This window comes from Streptomyces sp. NPDC006487 (assembly GCF_042870555.1).
Lineage (GTDB): Bacteria > Actinomycetota > Actinomycetes > Streptomycetales > Streptomycetaceae > Streptomyces.
In genome coordinates, this window is record NZ_JBIAHN010000009.1 from 121,203 (window position 1) to 141,341 (window position 20,139).

The 20,139-nt window shown below is 70.8% G+C and carries 20 protein-coding genes; 15 read left to right on the forward strand and 5 right to left on the reverse strand.

The features are described from left to right. Positions 1-35: 35 nt before the first annotated feature. Together ACFYM0_RS17265 and ACFYM0_RS17270 are read left to right on the forward strand one after the other, a co-directional pair. On the forward strand, positions 36-1,211 hold the full coding sequence (locus ACFYM0_RS17265; RefSeq protein ID WP_388501933.1) for a ferrochelatase: 1,176 nt from the start codon (positions 36-38) through the stop codon (positions 1,209-1,211). 64 nt (positions 1,212-1,275) lie between these two features. Next, complete coding sequence (locus ACFYM0_RS17270; protein WP_388501936.1) at positions 1,276-2,079, forward strand: inositol monophosphatase family protein; 804 nt, start codon at positions 1,276-1,278, stop codon at positions 2,077-2,079. A gap of 125 nt (positions 2,080-2,204) precedes the next feature. Here ACFYM0_RS17270 and ACFYM0_RS17275 read toward each other — a convergent pair whose 3' ends face one another. After that, the gene (locus ACFYM0_RS17275) at positions 2,205-2,378 is read right to left on the reverse strand and encodes a hypothetical protein (RefSeq protein ID WP_204357838.1); all 174 of its coding nucleotides are present in this window, start codon (positions 2,376-2,378) and stop codon (positions 2,205-2,207) included. Between the two features lie 270 nt (positions 2,379-2,648). On the opposite strand from ACFYM0_RS17275, the gene ACFYM0_RS17280 reads away from it, so the two are divergent. The 4 genes from ACFYM0_RS17280 to ACFYM0_RS17295 all read left to right on the forward strand — a co-directional run bounded on the left by ACFYM0_RS17280 (position 2,649) and on the right by ACFYM0_RS17295 (position 6,238). Then, positions 2,649-3,302, forward strand: coding sequence for a response regulator transcription factor (locus ACFYM0_RS17280; RefSeq protein ID WP_112451148.1), 654 nt, complete (start codon positions 2,649-2,651; stop codon positions 3,300-3,302). A 5-nt stretch (positions 3,303-3,307) separates the two neighbouring features. After that, positions 3,308-4,552, forward strand: coding sequence for a HAMP domain-containing sensor histidine kinase (locus tag ACFYM0_RS17285; RefSeq protein WP_243331627.1), 1,245 nt, complete (start codon positions 3,308-3,310; stop codon positions 4,550-4,552). Positions 4,553-4,936: 384 nt separating this feature from the next. Next, positions 4,937-5,233, forward strand: coding sequence for a DUF4193 domain-containing protein (locus ACFYM0_RS17290; RefSeq protein WP_112451146.1), 297 nt, complete (start codon positions 4,937-4,939; stop codon positions 5,231-5,233). A 12-nt stretch (positions 5,234-5,245) separates the two neighbouring features. After that, complete coding sequence (locus ACFYM0_RS17295) at positions 5,246-6,238, forward strand: hypothetical protein (protein WP_388501939.1); 993 nt, start codon at positions 5,246-5,248, stop codon at positions 6,236-6,238. 12 nt (positions 6,239-6,250) lie between these two features. On the opposite strand, the gene ACFYM0_RS17300 is transcribed toward ACFYM0_RS17295, so the two are convergent. Beyond that, positions 6,251-6,712 (reverse strand): DUF3093 domain-containing protein, encoded by a 462-nt coding sequence (locus ACFYM0_RS17300; RefSeq protein ID WP_388501942.1) that lies wholly within the window; start codon positions 6,710-6,712, stop codon positions 6,251-6,253. Between the two features lie 58 nt (positions 6,713-6,770). Between ACFYM0_RS17300 and ACFYM0_RS17305 the strand changes: the two genes are divergently transcribed. The 7 genes from ACFYM0_RS17305 to ACFYM0_RS17335 all read left to right on the forward strand — a co-directional run bounded on the left by ACFYM0_RS17305 (position 6,771) and on the right by ACFYM0_RS17335 (position 13,429). Continuing rightward, positions 6,771-7,355: a PaaI family thioesterase gene (locus ACFYM0_RS17305; RefSeq protein WP_327255344.1), complete on the forward strand. Its 585-nt coding sequence runs from the start codon at positions 6,771-6,773 to the stop codon at positions 7,353-7,355. After that, entirely contained in the window at positions 7,355-7,888 is a 534-nt protein-coding gene (dut, locus tag ACFYM0_RS17310) for a dUTP diphosphatase (RefSeq protein WP_327255345.1), read from the forward strand. The genes ACFYM0_RS17305 and dut overlap by 1 nt, the downstream gene beginning before the upstream one ends. Before the next feature lies 1 nt (position 7,889). Continuing rightward, on the forward strand, positions 7,890-8,678 hold the full coding sequence (locus ACFYM0_RS17315; RefSeq protein WP_327255346.1) for a DUF3710 domain-containing protein: 789 nt from the start codon (positions 7,890-7,892) through the stop codon (positions 8,676-8,678). A 223-nt stretch (positions 8,679-8,901) separates the two neighbouring features. Further along, positions 8,902-11,538, forward strand: coding sequence for an ATP-binding protein (locus ACFYM0_RS17320; RefSeq protein ID WP_388501945.1), 2,637 nt, complete (start codon positions 8,902-8,904; stop codon positions 11,536-11,538). Further along, on the forward strand, positions 11,535-12,221 hold the full coding sequence (locus ACFYM0_RS17325) for a response regulator (protein ID WP_388501948.1): 687 nt from the start codon (positions 11,535-11,537) through the stop codon (positions 12,219-12,221). The genes ACFYM0_RS17320 and ACFYM0_RS17325 overlap by 4 nt, the downstream gene beginning before the upstream one ends. Before the next feature lie 24 nt (positions 12,222-12,245). Next, positions 12,246-12,674, forward strand: a complete 429-nt coding sequence (locus ACFYM0_RS17330) for an OB-fold nucleic acid binding domain-containing protein (RefSeq protein WP_112451269.1) — start codon at positions 12,246-12,248, stop codon at positions 12,672-12,674. Positions 12,675-12,676: 2 nt separating this feature from the next. After that, the gene (locus tag ACFYM0_RS17335) at positions 12,677-13,429 is read left to right on the forward strand and encodes a DUF3159 domain-containing protein (RefSeq protein ID WP_327255349.1); all 753 of its coding nucleotides are present in this window, start codon (positions 12,677-12,679) and stop codon (positions 13,427-13,429) included. Positions 13,430-13,618: 189 nt separating this feature from the next. On the opposite strand, the gene ACFYM0_RS17340 is transcribed toward ACFYM0_RS17335, so the two are convergent. Both ACFYM0_RS17340 and ACFYM0_RS17345 read right to left on the reverse strand, forming a co-directional pair. Then, on the reverse strand, positions 13,619-14,281 hold the full coding sequence (locus ACFYM0_RS17340) for a TrkA family potassium uptake protein (protein ID WP_214953432.1): 663 nt from the start codon (positions 14,279-14,281) through the stop codon (positions 13,619-13,621). Beyond that, positions 14,278-14,946 carry a TrkA family potassium uptake protein gene (locus tag ACFYM0_RS17345; RefSeq protein WP_327255350.1) on the reverse strand — a complete coding sequence of 223 codons (669 nt, stop codon included), beginning with the start codon at positions 14,944-14,946 and terminating at the stop codon, positions 14,278-14,280. Before ACFYM0_RS17345 ends, ACFYM0_RS17340 begins: the two co-directional genes overlap by 4 nt. 241 nt (positions 14,947-15,187) lie before the next feature. Between ACFYM0_RS17345 and ACFYM0_RS17350 the strand changes: the two genes are divergently transcribed. Beyond that, a complete protein-coding gene (locus tag ACFYM0_RS17350) occupies positions 15,188-17,242 on the forward strand; it encodes an APC family permease (RefSeq protein ID WP_388501952.1) in 2,055 nt (684 codons plus the stop codon). Positions 17,243-17,370: 128 nt separating this feature from the next. Continuing rightward, positions 17,371-18,705, forward strand: a complete 1,335-nt coding sequence (locus ACFYM0_RS17355; protein WP_388501954.1) for a class I SAM-dependent RNA methyltransferase — start codon at positions 17,371-17,373, stop codon at positions 18,703-18,705. A 273-nt stretch (positions 18,706-18,978) separates the two neighbouring features. Here ACFYM0_RS17355 and ACFYM0_RS17360 read toward each other — a convergent pair whose 3' ends face one another. Continuing rightward, on the reverse strand, positions 18,979-20,112 hold the full coding sequence (locus ACFYM0_RS17360; protein ID WP_388501957.1) for a hypothetical protein: 1,134 nt from the start codon (positions 20,110-20,112) through the stop codon (positions 18,979-18,981). Positions 20,113-20,139 lie beyond the last annotated feature (27 nt).

Genomic DNA, 20,139 nt, shown 5'->3' on the forward strand with positions numbered 1-20,139 from the left:
TCCGCGGGGCGGCGGCGGGTGGCAGGATTCGAAGCATGTCTGACCAGCTCCGTGCCTTCGCCCCCGGCCCGGCCGAAGGCCCCGCCGCCCCCTACGACGCCCTCCTGCTGCTGTCCTTCGGCGGCCCCGAGGGGCCCGACGACGTCGTGCCGTTCCTGGAGAACGTCACGCGCGGGCGCGGCATCCCGCGCGAGCGGCTCAAGGAGGTCGGGCAGCACTACTTCGGCTTCGGCGGCATCAGCCCGATCAACGGCCAGAACCGCGAGCTGCTGGACGCGCTGCGCAAGGACTTCGCCGGGCACGGGCTGGACCTGCCGGTCTACTGGGGCAATCGCAACTGGGCCCCGTACCTGAACGACGTGATGCGCGAGATGGCCGCCGACGGGCGGCGCCGCATCGCCGTGCTCGCGACCAGCGCGTACGCCTCGTACTCGGGCTGCCGGCAGTACCGCGAGAACCTCGCGGACGCGCTCGCCCTGCTGGTCGAGGAGGGCGTGGCCGAGGCGGACCTGCCGAAGGTCGACAAACTGCGGCACTACTTCAACCACCCCGGCTTCGTGCAGCCCATGATCGACGGGGTGCTGGCCTCGCTGGCCGCGCTGCCCGAGGAGGTCCGCGCCGGGGCGCACCTGGCCTTCACCACGCACTCCATCCCGAACGCGGCCGCGGACACCTCGGGTCCGGTCGGGGAGCACACGGCGGACGGTGAGGGCGGGGCCTACGTCAAGCAGCACCTGGACGTGGCGAAGCTGATCGCCGACGCCGTCCGCGCGGAGACCGGCACCGAGCTGCCCTGGGAGCTGGTCTACCAGTCGCGCAGCGGCGCCCCGCACGTCCCGTGGCTGGAGCCGGACATCTGCGACCACCTGGAGGCCCTGCACACGGCGGGCGCCCCGGCGGTGGTCATGGTGCCGATCGGCTTCGTCTCGGACCACATGGAGGTGCTGTACGACCTCGACACGGAGGCGACGGCGAAGGCCGCCGAGCTGGGGCTGCCGGTCGCCCGCTCGGCCACGGTCGGCGCCGACCCCCGGTTCGCGGCGGCGGTACGGGACCTCGTGCTGGAGCGGGCGGCGGCGGAACGCGGGGAGGCCGTGGAGCGTTGCGCGCTCGGCCTGCTCGGCGCGAGCCACGACCTGTGCGCGGTGGGCTGCTGCCCGGCGCGCGGACCCCGGCCGGCGGCCGCGGGCGTGGACAGCCCGTACGCGTAGCCGCCGGTGTGTGCAGCGAAGTCCGTACGAGAAGTCCGCAGAAGTCGATGAACGGGAGCCGGGCGTGATCTCCGAAGAGCTGAAGACCGAACTGCTGGACGTGGCCCTGGAGGCGGCCGGCCGGGCGGGCGCGCTGCTGAGGGACGGGCGGCCCGCCGATCTGGCGGTCGCCTCGACCAAGACGAGCCCGATCGACGTGGTGACCGAGATGGACATCGCGGCCGAGAAGCTGATCACCGGCATCCTCGGGGAGCGGCGGCCCGAGGACGGGCTGCTGGGCGAGGAGGGCTCCGAATCGGTCGGCACCAGCGGCGTGCGGTGGGTCATCGACCCGCTCGACGGCACGGTGAACTACCTCTACGGACTGCCGACCTGGGGCGTGTCCATCGCGGCCGAGTACCGCGGCGAGACGGTGGCCGGGGTCGTGGCGGCGCCGATGCGCGGGGAGACGTACCACGCGGTGCTGGGCCGAGGGGCCTGGCTGGGCGGGGTCCGCCTCGTCTGCCGGCCGGCCGCCCCGCTGGACCAGGCGCTGATCGGCACCGGGTTCGCGTACGTCCAGAGCCGCCGGGCGCACCAGGCCGACGTGGCGCAGCGGATCATCCCGCTGGTCCGGGACGTCCGGCGCGGCGGTTCGGCGGCGATCGACCTGTGCGACGTGGCCGCCGGACGGCTGGACGGGTACTGGGAGCGCGGGCTGAACCCCTGGGACCTGGCGGCGGGCGAGCTGATCGCGCGGGAGGCCGGCGCGGTCACGGGCGGCAGGCCCGGAGAGCCCGCCTCGGGCGAGCTGGCGCTGGCCGCGACCCCCGCGGTGTTCGCCTCGCTCCGGCCGCTGCTGGAGGAAGCCGGGGCCTGGCACGACTGAGCGGGCGCCCGAGGCCCCCGGGGACGGGTTCCAGGGCGCTCCGGGGCACGTCACAGGACATGAAGGAACCCCGGCGGCCGGGTGGCGGCCTCCGGGGTCCGGGGGTGTGGGTACGGCGGCTGGAATCAGCAGGCGGAGACGGTGACCGGAACGCCGTGATCGGCGGCGATGCGCTGGAGGTCTTCCAGCTCCGCCTGTTCCACTTCCACGAGGAAGTCGTCGCCCGTCTCGCGAGCCTGCCTGAGGTCCGACTGTGTGCTCCTGATGCGCTGCAGGAGACCCGCGGTGAATGCGTCCATGATGGGTTCGCCCCCTCTTCGTGGGTCGGCGGCGGCACGTGGCAGTGCGCCGTCAGGGAGGTGTTCGGGGTGTGAAGTCGTCCTCCCCGCCGCCTTGGCCCCAGAAACCTCGTAAGACGAGGGAATCCTCACCTCCGCCCCCGGAGTCACTCCCCGAGTCGCCCCCCGGCCACCGCCGAGCGGCGTCTTACAGCCGGTTTACCGGCGAAAGGGGCAGGATGGAGGCCACATGACACCCCTGCCCTGACGGGCTCTGAGGAAGGAAACGACGTGCGCGTACTCGTCGTCGAGGACGAGCAGCTGCTCGCCGATGCGGTGGCCACCGGACTGCGCCGGGAGGCCATGGCCGTGGACGTCGTGTACGACGGCGCCGCGGCCCTGGAGCGCGTCGGAGTGAACGACTACGACGTGGTCGTGCTCGACCGGGACCTCCCGCTCGTGCACGGCGACGACGTGTGCCGGAAGATCGTCGAGCTCGGCATGCCCACCCGCGTGCTCATGCTGACGGCCTCCGGCGACGTGAGCGACCGGGTCGAGGGCCTGGAGATCGGGGCGGACGACTACCTGCCCAAGCCCTTCGCGTTCACCGAGCTGACCGCCCGCGTACGGGCCCTCGGCCGCCGGACCACGGTCGCGCTGCCCCCCGTGCTGGAGCGTGCCGGCATCAAGCTCGACCCGAACCGGCGCGAGGTGTTCCGCGAGGGCAAGGAGGTGCAGCTGGCGCCGAAGGAGTTCGCGGTGCTGGAGGTCCTCATGCGCAGCGAGGGCACGGTCGTGTCCGCCGAGCAGCTCCTGGAGAAGGCGTGGGACGAGAACACGGATCCCTTCACCAACGTGGTGCGCGTGACGGTGATGACGCTGCGCCGAAAGCTGGGGGAACCGCCGGTCATCGTGACCGTCCCCGGTTCCGGCTACCGGATCTGACGCGGGTGGCCGCGACCCCGGCGCCACCGGCGGCGCCACCGAAACCGACCTGGGACCCCGGCCAGCCCGAGGGTCCCTTCCCTTGGCTGCGGCCGACCATCCGGATACGTCTCACGCTGCTGTACGGCGGGATGTTCCTGATCGCCGGGATCCTGCTGCTGTCGATCATCTACCTGCTGGCGGCCCAGGCGCTGCGGCAGGGCAACGCGCTGCCGTTCACGATCGTGGGCGGCGGCCCGATCCAGGTCACGAGCAGCTGTCCCGGCGTGAGCGGGACGGGCCAGATGCCCGACCAGTTCAACGCCGCGATCAACACCTGCATCCTCGAACAGCGCAGGCACGCGCTGGACGATCTGCTGAGCCGCTCGCTGATGGCGCTGATGGGCCTGAGCATCATCGCCTTCGCCTTCGGCTACGCGATGGCCGGCCGGGTGCTCTCGCCGCTCGGCAAGATCACCCGGACCGCCCGCCGGGTGGTCGGCTCCGACCTCACCCGGCGGATCGAGCTCGACGGCCCCGACGACGAGCTCAAGGAGCTCGCCGACACCTTCGACGAGATGCTCGACCGGCTGGAGCGGGCCTTCACGGCCCAGCAGCGGTTCGTGGCCAACGCCTCGCACGAGCTGCGGACCCCGCTGGCCATCAACCGGACGCTGCTGGAGGTGCACCTCTCCGACCCCGGGGCTCCGGTGGAGCTCCAGCAGCTCGGCAAGACCCTGCTCGCCACCAACGAACGCAGCGAGCAACTGGTCGAGGGCCTGCTGCTCCTGGCCCGCAGCGACAACCAGATCATCGAGCGCAAGCCCGTGGACCTGGCGGAGGTGGCCTCGCGCGCCCTCGACCAGGCGCGCGGGGAGGCCCAGGCCAAGGGCGTGGAGATCCGCGGAGAGCGCGCGCTGGCCGTCGTCCAGGGCAACGGCGTGCTGCTGGAGCGGATCGCGCTCAACCTGGTGCAGAACGCCGTTCGCTACAACGTGCCCGAGGGCGGCTGGGTGGAGGTCACCACCGAGGCCGTGCACGGGCAGGCGGTCCTGCTGGTATCGAACACGGGTCCCGTGGTTCCCGCGTACGAGGTGGACAACCTCTTCGAGCCCTTCAGGCGGCTGCGTACGGAGCGCACGGGCAGCGACAAGGGTGTCGGGCTCGGCCTCTCGATCGCGCGCTCCGTGGCGCGCGCACACGGCGGGAGGATCCAGGCGGTGCCGCGCGAGGGCGGTGGCCTCGTGATGCGCGTCACTCTGCCCTTGTGAGCGCGACCACCCCGTGTTCGCTGCTGGCTGAATGCTTGGGTCATGAAGGCAGTGACTTCTGTGCGATCGATCACAGTGTCGAGTGTCCGGTCGTATGCGTTCGGTGACCTTGGGGGAGCCGGAAAGCCCGGGAAGTCCGGGTTTCCGGCCCCCCTAGCGGCGGGAAATACATGGGGTGGCGTTTGTGCAAGACGGCCCCCGGACCGTGTACGGTCCCGGTCGTCATCCCAGCCAATCGCTCTTCTGAATGTGCGGCTGGGTGTCGATTGAGTAACAGACCTTGATGTGAGGCAAAATCTCCGCCTCAGGTCGGGCACAAGTCCGGCCTCTCGCGCGTTACGTGCGCTGAGACACCCGCTAAATCCCAGAGGGGGAGAGCGAACTATGGCAACGGACTACGACACCCCGCGCAAGACCGACGACGACGTAGACAACGACAGCATCGAAGAGCTGAAGGCTCGTCGCAACGAGAAGTCGTCCTCGAACGTCGACCTGGACGAAATCGACAACGCGGAGGGCCTCGACCTGCCCGGCGCAGACCTCTCCAACGAGGAACTGGCCGTACGGGTCCTGCCGAAGCAGGCCGACGAGTTCACCTGCACGAGCTGCTTCCTGGTGCACCACCGCAGCCAGCTGGCACGCGAGAAGAACGGTCAGCCGATCTGCCGCGAATGCGACTGAGAGGCGTCGGCCGTGACTGGCTCGACACCCTTTAGGAAGCGGCGCTTCCGAAAAGCTGGTGATCCGGCGGAGACGCGCGAGGGAACCGAGGGCCTGGAAACGGGCCCTGGAGCCCCCGGCGTACCCGCCGTGCTCCCCGACACCGCCGAGGCGGTGCCGTCGGCCTCCGAGGCCGGCGAGGGGCCCCGGAAACACTCCGGGGTCCGTCGGCTGCAAGCCGTCAAGAACGGTGTGCGCAAGGGCGGCGAAAATGCCAGGGCCGCCGCCCTTTACCTCACCGACCGAGTCATCGAGAACGCACCGCGCGTTCCGGTTCGGGACCTCGCGACCCTGCGCGCGCAGTTCCCGGGCCTCGGGCCCGATCAGCTTGCCGACAAGCTGATCTCGGGCGCCGCCAACGCCACTTCCACGGTCGGCGCCGGGATCGGCGCGGCCGCCATGCTGCCCGTGCCCCCCGCCATGCCCGCCGAGCTGGCCGCCGAGATCACCGGGGTCGCCGCGATCGAGCTGAAGCTCATCGCCGAGCTCCACGAGGTCTACGGCCTGCGACCGCCCGGCGGCCTCAAGGAGCGCAGCGTCGCCTACCTCACGTCGTGGACGGAGGAGCGCGGGGTCGACCTGACCAAGCCGACCACGCTGAACGCGGCCCTCGGCGGTCAGATGAAGCGCGAACTGCGCCAGCAGATCATGAAGCGGATGTTCCGCAACCTGCCCAACTTGATGCCGTTCATGGTCGGCGCCGCGGTCGGGGCGGTCATGAACCGCCGCGACACCCGCAAACTCGCCGAGAAGGTGCGTGCGGACCTGCGGGCCCGCGCCGTGCACTGGAACGCGCTGCCGCAGCTCCCGCCCCTGGAGCGGCCCGCCGAGGCCCTTCCCGAGGCGGCCAGGGCGGCCGTCGAAGGCCGGGTGTTCGACCCGCGTGCCATCGACCCGAGTACCACCGACCCGCGGGCGATCGGCCCGGGAGCCGTCGACCCGAGAGCCGTCGACCCCCGGGACTGAGCCCGGCCGGGGTCAGTCCCGGCCCTGCGCCGCGCGGATGGCAGCCACCAGGGCCTGCGGCTCGCGGGTGGAGACGTAGACGTACGGGGTCGGGTCGGCCGGGTCGGTCACCTCGACGCGCACCGCCGTCGGCACGTAGCTGCGCATCAGCATGAAGGCACGGGTGTCGGCCTTGTACGTGCGCCAGGCGCGGGCCTCCTCCTCGTCCAGCACCTCCGGGTCGCCGAGCGCGGCCACCGGGATCCGGGCCTCCCCGGCGGCCAGCGCGCCGCCCACCACGCGCACCCGCTGGGAACCGTACGAACTCACCATCAGCCCCGTCAGCGCGGTGCCCCCGACCAGCCCGGCCAGCAGGGGCAGAGTGCCCAGCGGGAACAGCATCAGGGCGCAGGCCAGGCCGGTGAGGGCGACCACGGCCCACCAGGAACGGGGGGCTGTCAGGCGTTCGTCGTGGTGCGCGGGGGAGGGCTGCATGCGGCCAAGCCTGCCACGAGGCGACCGGCGGGTAGCCGCGCGGGTAAGGTCTGCGGCTGTGAGTGGACGAAACACAGCGTTGACGCCCCCCGCCGATGCCACGGCGCCGGTGCGGCACCCCGATGCCCCGGCCCCCGGCGAACTGCTCGGCGCGCACTACGAGCACTGCTTCGGCTGCGGTGGCGGCCAGCCGCACGGACTCCATCTGGAGGCCCGCGCGGGGGAGGGCGTGCGCGTCAGCGCCGAGTTCACCGTCAAGGCGGCCCATCAGGGTGCGCCCGGCCTCGCACACGGCGGCGTCCTCGCCACCGCGCTCGACGAGACCCTGGGCTCCCTGAACTGGCTGCTGCGCGTCATCGCCGTCACCGGCCGGCTGGAGACGGACTTCGTCCGGCCCGTGCCCGTGGACACGGTGCTGTACCTGGAGGCCGAGGTCACCGCCGTCGCCGGCCGGAAGATCTACTCCAGCGCGGTCGGCCGAATAGGCGGACCGCAGGGGCCGGTCGCACTGCGCGCCGACGCCCTCTTCATCGAAGTGAAGGTCGACCACTTCATCGACAACGGACGGCCCGAGGAGATCCGGGCGGCGATGGCCGACCCGGACCAGGTCAGGCGCGCACGCGCCTTCGAGGTGAACCCCTGATGTCTGACAACAACACCGGCGTGGACGTGGCCATCCGGCGCGTCGACCCGGAGGTGCCCATTCCGGCCTACGGGCACCCCGGCGACGCCGGCTGCGATCTGGTCACCACCGTGGCCGCGGAGCTGGAGCCGGGGGAGCGGACGGTCCTGCCCACCGGGATCTCCATCGCGCTGCCCGAGGGGTACGCCGCCTTCGTGCACCCGCGCTCGGGCCTGGCCGCCCGCTGCGGGCTCGCACTCGTGAATGCCCCCGGGACGGTGGATGCCGGGTACCGTGGGGAGATCAAGGTGATCGTGGTCAACCTCGACCCTCGCGAGAGCGTCAGGTTCGAGCGTTTCGACCGCATTGCCCAGCTGGTTGTCCAGCGAGTCGAGCAGGTGCGCTTCCGCGAGGTGGCGCAGCTTCCCGACTCGGCGCGGGCCGAGGGGGGTTTCGGCTCCACCGGTGGTCATGCGGCCGTGGCCGGATCCGGCGCTGGTCAGCAGGGTGGGAATGGCTACGCTTCGGTCGTATCCGACCGGGAAGGACAGTGACGTGTTCGGACGTCGCAAGAAGAACGACTCCGTCAAGGACGGCGGCGCGGCCGAGCAGGTCGTCGACGGCGTCGGTGCCGATGAGCAGGACGGCACGGAGAACGACGCGGTTCAGCCGCGCAGGGTGAACCTGCCGCCGGCCCCGCGTCCCGACGGCCCGTGGGACATCTCCGAGGTCCCCGGCAACCCCGAGGAAGGCCGGGTCGACCTCGGCGGCATCCTCGTACCGGGTGTCGAGGGCATGGAGCTGCGGGTCGAGGTCGCCGGGGACGCGATCGTCGCCGCGACCGTGGTGCTCGGTGACAGTGCCGTGCAGCTGCAGGCCTTCGCCGCGCCCCGCAAGGAAGGCATCTGGGGCGAGGTCCGCGAGGAGATCGCCGAGGGCATCACCAAGCAGGGCGGCATCATCGACGAGGTCGAGGGTCCGCTGGGCTGGGAGCTGCGCGCGCAGGTCCCCGTACCGCTGCCGGACGGGCAGACCGGCGCCCAGCTGGTCCGCTTCGTCGGTGTGGACGGCCCGCGCTGGTTCCTGCGCGGTGTCATCTCCGGCCAGGGCGCGGTGCGTCCGGAGTCGGCCGGGGTGCTGGAGCGGATCTTCCTGGACACCGTCGTGGTCCGTGGCGAGGGCCCGATGGCCCCGCGCGACCCGATCGTCCTGAAGCTGCCGAACGACGCGCAGATGGTGCCGGACGGCGTGCAGACCGACGACGCCGGTGACCAGGAGGGCTCCCGCTTCGGCGGTGGCATGGGCCAGCTGGAGCGCGGTCCGGAGATCACCGAGGTCCGCTGACCCCGGCTCGATCGATCGCTGTCGTGGGCCGTACCCCTCCGGGGGTGCGGCCCACAGCCGTGTCCGCGGCCGTACGGCCCTGCCCGCGCCCGGGGGCGTCGGTGTCAGGTGCCAGGTGCCAGGTGCCAGGTGTCAGGTGTCAGGTGTCAGGGAACCGTCAGGGATCAGCCCGCGGCCCGGTCATCGGCGCGTGAACGGGGTGGACGTCCCGGAGAATGGGCGCATGGGACGCGGCAAGCTCAGGATCTATCTCGGCTCGGCCCCCGGAGTGGGCAAGACGTACGCCATGCTCTCGGAGGGCCACCGCCGCGTCGAGCGCGGAGCCGACTGCGTCGTGGGCTTCGTCGAGCACCACGGGCGGCCGCGCACCGAGGTCATGCTGCACGGCCTGGAGCAGGTGGAGCGCAAGGAGCTCGTGTACCGGGGCGCCGCCTTCACCGAGATGGACGTGGACTCCCTGCTCGCCCGCAGGCCCGCCATAGCCCTGGTGGACGAACTGGCGCACACCAACGTGCCGGGCTCGCGCAACGCCAAGCGCTGGCAGGACGTGGAGGAGCTGCTGCGGGCCGGGATCGACGTGATCTCCACCGTCAACATCCAGCACCTCGAGTCCCTGGGCGACGTGGTGGAGTCGATCACCGGCGTGCGGCAGCGGGAGACCGTCCCCGACGAGGTGGTGCGCCGCGCCGACCAGATCGAGCTGGTCGACATGTCCCCGCAGGCCCTGCGCCGCCGGATGGCGCACGGCAACATCTACAAGTCGGACAAGGTCGATGCGGCCCTGTCCAACTACTTCCGCCCCGGAAACCTGACCGCGCTGCGCGAGCTCGCGCTGCTCTGGGTCGCCGACCGGGCCGACGAGTACCTCCAGCAGTACCGGGGCGAGCACAACATCCGCTCCACCTGGCAAGCGCGCGAGCGGATCGTCGTGGGCCTCACCGGGGGGCCCGAGGGACGCACCCTCATCCGGCGCGCCTCCAGGGTGGCGGCCAAGGGGTCCGGCAGCGAGATCCTGGCCGTCTACATCGCCCGCAGCGACGGGCTGACCGCGGCCTCGCCCAAGGAGCTCGCGGTCCAGCGGACGCTGGTCGAAGACCTCGGCGGAACGTTTCACCACGTCATTGGCGACAACGTGCCCGAGGCGCTGCTCGAATTCGCCCGCGGGGTCAACGCCACCCAGATCGTGCTCGGCTCCAGCCGCCACCGCTCCTGGAGGTACGTCTTCGGCCCCGGCGTGGGCGCCACCGTCGCCCGCGACTCGGGGCCCGACCTCGACGTGCACATCGTCACGCATGAGGAGGTGGCCAAGGGCCGGGGCCTGCGGCCCGTGGCCCGCTCGGCGGCCCGGCTCGGCCGGACCCGGCTGGTGGCCGGCTGGGTGGCCGGGGTGGTCCTGCCGCTGCTGCTCGCGGCGGCGCTGACGCACGTCGACAGCGACCCCGGCCTCGCCAACGAGATGCTGCTGTTCCTGGCCCTGACCGTGGCCGCGGCCCTGCTCGGCGGGCTCTGGCCGGCGCTGACCTCCGCCGCCGTCGGCTCCCTGCTGCTGAACTACTACTTCGCCCCGCCCCTCCACCGCTTCACCATCTCGGACCCCAAGAACATCGTCGCCATCGCGGTCTTCTTCGGCGTCGCGGGCTCCGTGGCCTCCGTCGTCGACGCCGCCGCCCGCCGCACCCACCAGGCAGCCCGGCTGCGCGCCGAGTCCGAGATCCTCTCCTTCCTCGCCGGCAGCGTGCTGCGCGGCGAGACCACCCTGGACGCGCTGCTGGAGCGGGTGCGCGAGACCTTCGCCATGGAGTCGGTGGCCCTGCTGGAGCGCGAGAGCGACGTGGAGCCCTGGCGGCCGGCCGGCAGCGTCGGCCCGAACCCGGTCGCCCGCCCCGAGGACGCCGACGTGGACATGCCCATCGGCGACCACATGGCGCTGGCCCTGTCCGGGCGGGTGCTGCCCGCCGAGGACCGCCGCGTCCTCGGCGCCTTCGCCGCACAGGCCGCCGTCGTGCTCGACCGGCAGCGGCTGGTCGGGGAAGCGGAGGAGGCTCGCCGGATGGCGGAGGGCAACCGGATCCGGACCGCGCTGCTGGCCGCCGTCAGCCATGACCTCCGTACCCCGCTGGCCTCCATCAAGGCCTCCGTGAGCTCCCTGCGTTCCGACGACGTGGAATGGTCCGAGGAGGACCGCGCCGAGCTCCTGGAGGGCATCGAGGACGGCGCCGACCGGCTCGACCACCTCGTGGGCAACCTGCTCGACATGTCGAGGCTCCAGACCGGTACCGTCACCCCGCTGATCCGCGAGATCGACCTCGACGAGGTGGTCCCGATGGCGCTGGGCGGCGTACCCGAGGGCAGCGTGCTGCTGGACGTCCCCGAGACCCTGCCCATGGTGGCGGTGGATCCGGGACTGCTGGAGCGGACCGTGGCCAACGTGGTGGAGAACGCGGTGAAGTACAGCCCGCCCGGGGAGCAGGTGCTGGTGGCGGCCAGCTTCCTCGGCGACCGGGTCGAGGTGCGGGTCGTGGACCGCGGGCCGGGCGTGCCCGACGAGGCCAAGGACCGGATCTTCGCCCCGTTCCAGCGGCACGGCGACGCCCCGCGCGGCGCCGGGGTCGGGCTCGGGCTGGCCGTCGCGCGCGGCTTCGCCGAGGCCATGGACGGCACTCTGGAGGCCGAGGACACCCCCGGGGGCGGGCTCACGATGGTGCTCACGCTGCGGGCGGTGACCGGCGGGCGGCAGCGGATCCACGTGAGCGTGGACGGCGAGGGGCACAGCGCGCCGGACGGGGCCGGGGACCGCCTGGACGAGGACCCCGCGGATTTTGATCTCGATTCGATACGACAGAAGGCAGGACCTCAATGACCCGGGTGCTCGTGGTGGACGACGAACCCCAGATCGTCCGAGCCCTCGTGATCAACTTGAAGGCGCGCAAGTACGAGGTCGACGCGGCCGCCGACGGGGCGAGCGCCCTGGAACTGGCGGCCGCCCGCCACCCCGACGTGGTCGTCCTGGACCTCGGGCTGCCCGATATGGACGGGGTCGAGGTGATCAAGGGGCTGCGCGGCTGGACCAGGGTCCCGATCCTGGTCCTCTCCGCGCGGCACAGCTCCGACGAGAAGGTCGAGGCACTGGACGCGGGCGCCGACGACTACGTCACCAAGCCCTTCGGCATGGACGAGCTGCTCGCCAGGCTGCGCGCCGCCGTCCGGCGGGCGGAACCGGGCGCCGGGGCCGGCGAGGACGAGGTGATCGTCGAGACCGACACCTTCACGGTGGACCTCGCGGCGAAGAAGGCGGCGCGCGGCGGCCGCGACGTACGCCTGACGCCCACCGAGTGGCACCTGCTGGAGGTGCTGGTGCGCAACGGCGGCAAACTGGTCAGCCAGAAGCAGCTCCTCCAGGAGGTCTGGGGACCCTCGTACGGGACCGAGACCAACTACCTGCGGGTCTACATGGCCCAGCTGCGGCGCAAACTGGAGGCAGACCCCTCGCACCCGCGGCACTTCATCACCGAACCGGGCATGGGATACCGCTTCGAGAGGTAGCGGGGGCGCCGGTACGCTTCCTGTATGAGTGCTGAACCGCGTCCCGAGAAGCCCGCGAAGCCGGCGAAGCCCGCCAGGCCTGCGGGCAGGTTCCGCCGGATGATAGAGCGGCTGTCCACCTCGCAGGAGGAGCTGCATTCGGCGGAGCTGCAGGAGGACGCAGAAGCCGCGGGGTGCACGCGGATCTGCGACTGCCACGACCGTCAGATAGTGAAGGTGACCGGGACCCTGCGGACCGTCACCCTGCGGCCGCGCGCGGGCGTCCCCGCCCTGGAGGCCGAGCTGTTCGACGGCTCGGCCGCGCTGGACGTCGTCTGGCTCGGACGTCGCTCGATCGTGGGAATCGAACCCGGCCGTCGCATGATCGCCTCCGGGCGGATCTCGATGAGCCACGGCCGTCGGGTGCTCTTCAACCCGAAGTACGAACTCCGACCGCTCGGACAGGAGCACTGACGGTGACGTCACTCGACAAACCGACCACGCCCGGTACGGACCCCGCCGCGGAACCGACGGCGGACCAGAAGGCCGTCACGCAGGCGGCTCTCTTCGACGCCTTCGGCGGCATCCGGGGCACCGTGGAGACGATGCTCCCCGGCCTGCTCTTCGTGATGATCTACACGATCAACAAGGACGTGAAGCTGTCCGCCATCGCGGCGGGCGCGGTCGCGGTCCTGCTGGTGATCGTGCGGCTGCTGCGCAAGGACACCGTCAAGCACGCCTTCAGCGGGGTCTTCGGCGTGGGCGTGGGTGTGGCCTTCGCCCTGTTCACGGGCAGTGCGAAGGGGTTCTACCTGCCCGGCATGATCTACGGCGCCGGCCTGGGCGTGGCCTTCACGCTCTCCGCGCTGGTGGGCTTCCCGCTGCTGGGCGTGATCCTGGGACCGGTCTTCAAGGAGAACCTGTCCTGGCGCACGCGCAACCCCGGGCGCAAGAAGGCGTACGTCAAGGCCAGCCTGGCCTGGGGCCTGATCTTCCTCGCGAAGTACGCGATCCTCTTCCCGCTGTACTGGTGGGGCGACGCGACGCAGCTCGGCTGGGTGCTGATCGCCCTGAAGCTGCCGCCGATGGTGCTCGCGGTGTACTTCACCTGGCTCTTCCTGGCGCAGGCGCCGCCGCCGATCAACGTGATCGCGGAGTGGGAGGCGGAGGAGGCCGCGGAGAAGGCGGCCAAGGCCGCCGCGAAGGCCGCGGAGGGCCGGGGGGTCTGAGCGGTACGCCGCTGCGGGCGCGGGGCCGTTTCAGCCCCGCCGGCGTTTGAGGCGCGAGGCCCGGGGCGGAGCCCCGGAAGCCCGGGCGCGGCCGGCCCGGACCGGCGCGCAGCCTCGTAGGCGGGATGCGAGAAGGGGCGGCTGACCGTGATGGTCAGCCGCCCCTTCGGCGGTTCGGCGGGACCGCGGTCAGTCCGCGGCCTGGAGGAGGTCCTCCAGCTGCTCCTCGCGGGCCTGGGCGGCCACGAAGAGGAGCTCGTCGCCCGGCTCCAGGGTCTCCTCGCCGTGCGGCGTGAGCACCCGGTTGCCCCGGATGATCGTGACCAGCGAGGTGTCCTCGGGCCAGGTGATCTCGCTGATCTGCTTGCCCGCGACCTGGGAGTCGGCGGGCAGGGTCAGCTCGACGAGGTTGGCGTCGCCGTGGCTGAAGCGCAGCAGCCGGACCAGGTCGCCGACGCTGACGGCTTCCTCGACCAGCGCCGACATCAGGCGCGGCGTGGAAACGGCCACGTCGACGCCCCAGGACTCGTTGAAGAGCCACTCGTTCTTCGGGTTGTTCACCCGCGCCACGACCCGGGGGACCCCGTACTCGGTCTTGGCGAGGAGGGAGACGACCAGGTTGACCTTGTCGTCACCGGTCGCGGCGATGACCACGTTGCAGCGCTGGAGCGCCGCCTCGTCGAGCGAGGTGATCTCGCAGGCGTCGGCCAGCAGCCACTCGGCCTGCGGTACCCGCTCCACCGAGATGGCGGTCGGGGCCTTGTCCACGAGGAGCACCTCGTGGCCGTTCTCCAGGAGCTCGCCCGCGATGGAACGGCCCACCGCACCGGCTCCGGCGATCGCGACCCTCATGCGTGTGCCTCCTCAGGCCCCTCGGCGAAGGCGGCCTCCACCTTGTCGATCTCGTCCGTGCGCATCATCACGTGGACGAGGTCGCCCTCCTGGAGGACGGTCGCCGATGTCGGCAGCATGGCCTCGCCCAGCCGGGTGAGGAAGGCGACGCGGACGCCGGTCTCCTCCTGCAGCCGGCTGACCTTCTGGCCGATCCAGGCGGTGGAGGTGTGCACCTCCGCGAGCTGGACACCGCCGCTCGGGTCGCGCCACAGCGGCTCGGCGCCCGAAGGCAGCAGCCGGCGGAGCATCTGGTCGGCCGTCCAGCGCACGGTGGCGACGGTGGGGATGCCCAGGCGCTGGTAGACCTCGGCGCGCTTGGGGTCGTAGATGCGGGCGGCGACGTTCTCGACGCCGAACATCTCACGGGCCACCCGGGCGGCGATGATGTTGGAATTGTCACCACTGCTCACCGCGGCGAAGGCGCCCGCCTCCTCGATGCCGGCCTCGCGCAGGGTGTCCTGGTCGAAGCCGACTCCGGTGACGCGACGGCCGCCGAATCCGGCTCCCAGCCGGCGGAATGCGGTGGGGTCCTGGTCGATGACCGCGACCGTATGCCCCTGCTGTTCCAGGGTCTGCGCGAGGGCGGAGCCCACTCTTCCGCAGCCCATAATGACGATGTGCACGGCCGTCCTTCCGGCTGTCAGCGGCTCGCTGGATTCCAGCCTCATTGCTGCTCTGGCTTAACAGGGTCTCAGACCATGGCCCAAGCTACACACGGGCGGTCACCACTGTGACCATTTGCGCGGGAGGCGGGGCTCCTTTGCCCTGGATGCGGCGCTCCTTCGCCCTGGATGAGGTGGGACTTCCCGGCGTATAGGGGTGGGGGGTTCGTCAGGCTGATTTCGAACGCTTACGATCCTCTGCGTGTCCAAACTGACCGACGTGCCCAAACGGATCCTGATCGGCCGGGCGCTACGCAGCGACCGCCTCGGGGAAACCCTCCTTCCCAAGCGGATCGCCCTCCCCGTGTTCGCGTCCGACCCGCTCTCCTCGGTGGCATATGCCCCCGGCGAGGTCCTGCTGGTCCTGTCGATCGCGGGCGTGTCGGCGTACCACTTCAGCCCCTGGATCGCCGTCGCGGTCGTCGTGCTGATGTTCACGGTGGTCGCTTCCTACCGGCAGAACGTCCACGCCTACCCCAGCGGCGGCGGTGACTACGAGGTCGCCAACACCAACCTCGGGCCCAGGGCCGGTCTCACCGTCGCGAGCGCACTCCTCGTCGACTACGTCCTCACGGTCGCCGTGTCGATCTCCTCCGGAGTCGAGAACCTCGGATCCGCCGTCGATTTCGTCATCGAGCACAAAGTGCTCTCCGCGATGATCATGATTCTGCTGCTCACGCTGATGAATCTGCGCGGTGTGAAGGAATCCGGAAACCTCTTCGCCATCCCGACCTACGTGTTCGTCGGCGCCGTCTTCGTGATGATCGCCTGGGGCGCCTGGCGCGGCCTGGTCATGGGCGACACCATGGAGGCCCCGACGGCCGGCCTGGAGATCAAACCCGAACACCAGGGACTCGCCGGCTTCGCGCTGGTCTTCCTGCTGCTGCGCGCCTTCTCCTCCGGCTGTGCGGCGCTGACGGGCGTCGAGGCCATCAGCAACGGCGTACCCGCCTTCCGCAAGCCCAAGAGCAAGAACGCGGCCACCACCCTCGCCCTCATGGGCGGCCTGGCCGTCACCATGTTCTGCGGGATCATCGCCCTGGCCATGGCCACCAACGTCAAGATGGCGGAGAAGCCCGCCACCGACCTGCTGGAGAACGGCGTCCCGGTCGGTACCGGCTACGTCCAGCACCCGGTCATCTCCCAGGTCGCCGAGGCCGTCTTCGGCAACGGCAGCTTCCTCTTCATCGTGCTCGCCGCGGCCACCGCGCTGGTCCTCTTCCTCGCCGCGAACACCGCCTACAACGGCTTCCCGCTGCTCGGCTCGATCCTCGCCCAGGACCGCTACCTGCCGCGCCAGCTCCACACCCGCGGCGACCGCCTCGCCTTCTCCAACGGCATCGTGCTCCTCGCGGGCGCCGCGATGCTGCTCGTGTGGATCTACGACGCCGACTCGACGAAGCTGATCCAGCTCTACATCGTCGGCGTCTTCGTCTCCTTCACGCTGAGCCAGATCGGCATGGTCCGGCACTGGAACCGCCACCTGCGCGCGGAGCGCGACCCGGCCGCCCGCCGCCGGATGCACCGGTCCCGGGCGATCAACACCTTCGGCGCCTTCTTCACCGGCATGGTGCTGGTGGTCGTCCTGGCCACCAAGTTCACCCACGGCGCCTGGGTCGCCCTGCTGGGCATGGTCATCTTCTACGGAACGATGTCCGCGATCCGCAAGCACTACGACCGGGTCTCCGAGGAGATCGCCGCCGCCGAGGGCCCGAGCGACGACAGCGTGCGCCCCTCGCGGGTCCACTCCATCGTCCTGGTCTCCAAGGTCCACAAGCCCACCCTGCGCGCCCTGGCCTTCGCCAAGCTGACCCGCTCGGACCGGCTGGAAGCGCTCAGCATCAGCGTCGACCCGGCCGAGACCAAGGCACTGCGCGAGGAATGGGAGCGGCGCGGCATCAACGTCCCGCTCAAGATCCTGGACTCCCCGTACCGCGAGATCACCCGCCCGGTCGTCGAGTACGTGAAGGGCCTGCGCAGCGAGAACCCGCGCGACGCGGTCAGCGTGTACATCCCCGAGTACGTGGTCGGACGCTGGTACGAGCACCTGCTGCACAACCAGAGCGCGCTGCGCCTCAAGGGCCGGCTGCTCTTCACCCCCGGCGTGATGGTCACCTCGGTGCCCTACCAGCTGGAGTCCTCGGAGCTGGCGAAGAAGCGAGCCAAGAAGCGTGCGGAGTGGAACGCCCCGGGCGCGGTGCGCCGCGGGCCGGTCGACACCCCGCGTCCGCGTCCGAAGGACCCGGCGGGGAAGTAGGTCCCGCAGCCCGCTCATCGGGTTGGCGAACGGCCGGACGAGATCCACGTAAACTGGTGGGTCGGTCGTCCGGCCGTTCCTTTTCGATTCTGATCTTCTGATCCACATCTCCTTGGAGTCTCCCCACCATGACGAGCGAGCAGAACGAGAAGCAGTCACTGGTCGGGGAGGAGTACGAGGTCGAGGTCGGCCCCGTCGCGCACGGCGGGCACTGCATCGCCCGGACCGCCGAGGGCCGTGTCCTGTTCGTCCGGCACACGCTGCCCGGCGAGAAGATCATCGCGCGCGTGACCGAGGGCGACGTCGACTCCCGCTTCCTGCGCGCCGACGCCATCACCGTCCTCGACCCCTCCAAGGACCGCGTCGAGGCCCCTTGCCCCTACGCCGGCCCCGGCGCGTGCGGTGGCTGCGACTGGCAGCACGCCAAGCCGGGCGCCCAGCGCCGGCTCAAGGGCGAGGTCATCGCCGAGCAGCTGCTGCGGCTCGCCGGACTCACCCCGGAGCAGGCCGGCTGGGACGGTACGGTCATGCCGGCCGAGGGCGACAAGGTGCCCGCCGGGCAGGTCCCGCAGTGGCGCACCCGCGTGCAGTACGCGATCGACGAGGACGGCGTCGTGGGCCTGCGCAAGCACCGCTCGCACGACATCCAGCCGGTCGAGCACTGCATGATCGCGGCCCCGGGCGTCACCGAGCTCGGCATCGAGCAGCAGGACTGGCCCCAGATGGCCACCGTCGAGGCCATCGCCGCCACGGGCTCGGGCGACCGCCAGGTCGTCCTGACCCCCCGCCCGGGCGGCCGCCTCCCCCTCGTCGAGCTCGACAAGCCGGTCTCGGTCCTGCGCGTCGAGGAGAAGGACGGCGGGGTCCACCGCGTCCACGGCCGCCCCTTCGTGCGCGAGCGTGCGGACGGCCGTACGTACCGCGTCGGCATGGGCGGCTTCTGGCAGGTCCACCCGCAGGCCGCGGACACCCTGATCAAGGCCGTCATGCAGGGCCTGATGCCGCGCAAGGGCGAGATGGCCCTCGACCTCTACTGCGGCGTCGGCATCTTCGCGGGCGCCCTCGCGGAACGCCTCGGCGACACCGGCGCGGTCCTGGGCATCGAGTCCACGAAGCGCGCGGTCGAGGACGCCCGGCACAACCTCACGGACTTCCCCCGCGTCCGCATCGAGCAGGGCAAGGTCGAGCAGATCCTCCCGAAGACCGGCATCACCGAGTGCGACCTGGTCGTCCTGGACCCGCCCCGCGCGGGCGCGGGCAAGCAGACGGTCCGCCAGGTCGCAGGCCTCACCCCGCGCCGCATCGCCTACGTGGCCTGCGACCCGGCCGCCCTGGCCCGAGACCTGGCCTACTTCCAGGAGGCGGGCTACAAGGTCCGCACCCTGCGCGCTTTCGACCTCTTCCCGATGACCCATCATGTCGAGTGCGTCGCGATCCTTGAGCCCGTTGGAAAGGGTCTCTGACCTGTAGGTTAGGGCAGTGTGCGTTATGGGCGTTGTAGGCGTTGTGGGCGATATCTTGACGCAGATTTGACGCTCGTGACGCACGTTTGACGCACGTGATCGGAAAAACCTGACGCTCCGTCAGTAATGGATGGGTACCTCCCGCGGCAGCTTGTGATCTTGCCGAGGGAGGTGTCCTTCTTGGCGTTGGGCAGTCGAGTCGGTCCGTGTTGGAACCAGATTCTGACCGACCGCGCCAAACACGTTCCGTGACATTGTCAAGGTGTCTTACTTCTAGAAGCCGGGCCCGTAGGGGTTCCATCCGTGCAGGAACGGCTGGAGATCGTCGGCGCGAGGTTCGGGAATGTCCGGCAGGCGGAGCGTCCCGTTGAGTGGGTCCAGCCGCTGCACATGGCCCGAGGCCCAAGCGATCCATGCCTCGGCTCCGTCCCTCTCCGTACCAGTCGGCAGGTTCTGCGTGTGGAGGCGGAGGGCGTCGATGTACTCGGCCAGGTCCGCTGCGCGACGCCATGCCCTTTCTTGCCCTTCGAGTCGCTGGACACGGACTGCCTCGGCGTAGTCGATCTTTGCCTGGTCCATAGCGGCTTCCCACCGGAGCCGCTTCTCCCGTGCGGCCTCCAGGTCGGCCAGCCGTTTGCGCTCGGCAGCCTCACCCCTGAGCCCCACTTCCTGCACGATTTCGGCGAGCTGGTGCTCAAGAGGGCGTGCGGCCGTGTCAGCCCACTCGTCGGCCCTGTGTCGTGACCCGCCGCTGATGCAGATCCTCAGGCGTTCAGCGGGGGAGTAGTCGTACCGAGGAATCCGCACCCAGGAGTGCTTCTCAGCGTCCGAGAGCTCCTTCTTCGTGGGAATGTGGTCGGTCCGGTCCTGTTCTTGCAGGATGAGGAAATCGCATCGCTGGCCCTGGGCTGTGATGGTGAAGTGGGGAGAGCCGCCGCGCCGGCGATGAGGGGCAGGTGCACTCTCGGCGGTACCGAACGCGCTGACATACCCCAGCTTCTGCGTTGCGGTGAGCAGTGCGTGGATGAGGCGGAAGGCTCTGCCCTGCACGGCTTTGGTCAGTGCCATGGGCTGGGGGTGCGCCTGCAGAGCTCTCACCACGGGGTGCGGAGTGGGGAGCCGTGCCGGTACCGAAACGGGTGACAGCACGGCCAACCGCCAGGCTGGGGTGTCGACCAGCCGGATTTCGTATCCGTCGCGGCACCAGCCTGCGTGCAGTTCCTTGGTCGCAGGGATCTTTCCTGACCGCCGTGCTGCGGCAACACGGATCGGCCATTTCTCGGTCTCCCGACCGGTGGCTTCGCGTTTCACGATTCGGCCGCCGGCTTCGGCAAGCTCCTCCAGGAGCTGCTCCGTGACGGTCTTGGCCTTCTTCCGCGGGAGGGGGCTGGTTCTCGACGATGCCACAGGCGGGGCTGCCTTGACGCTGGACTT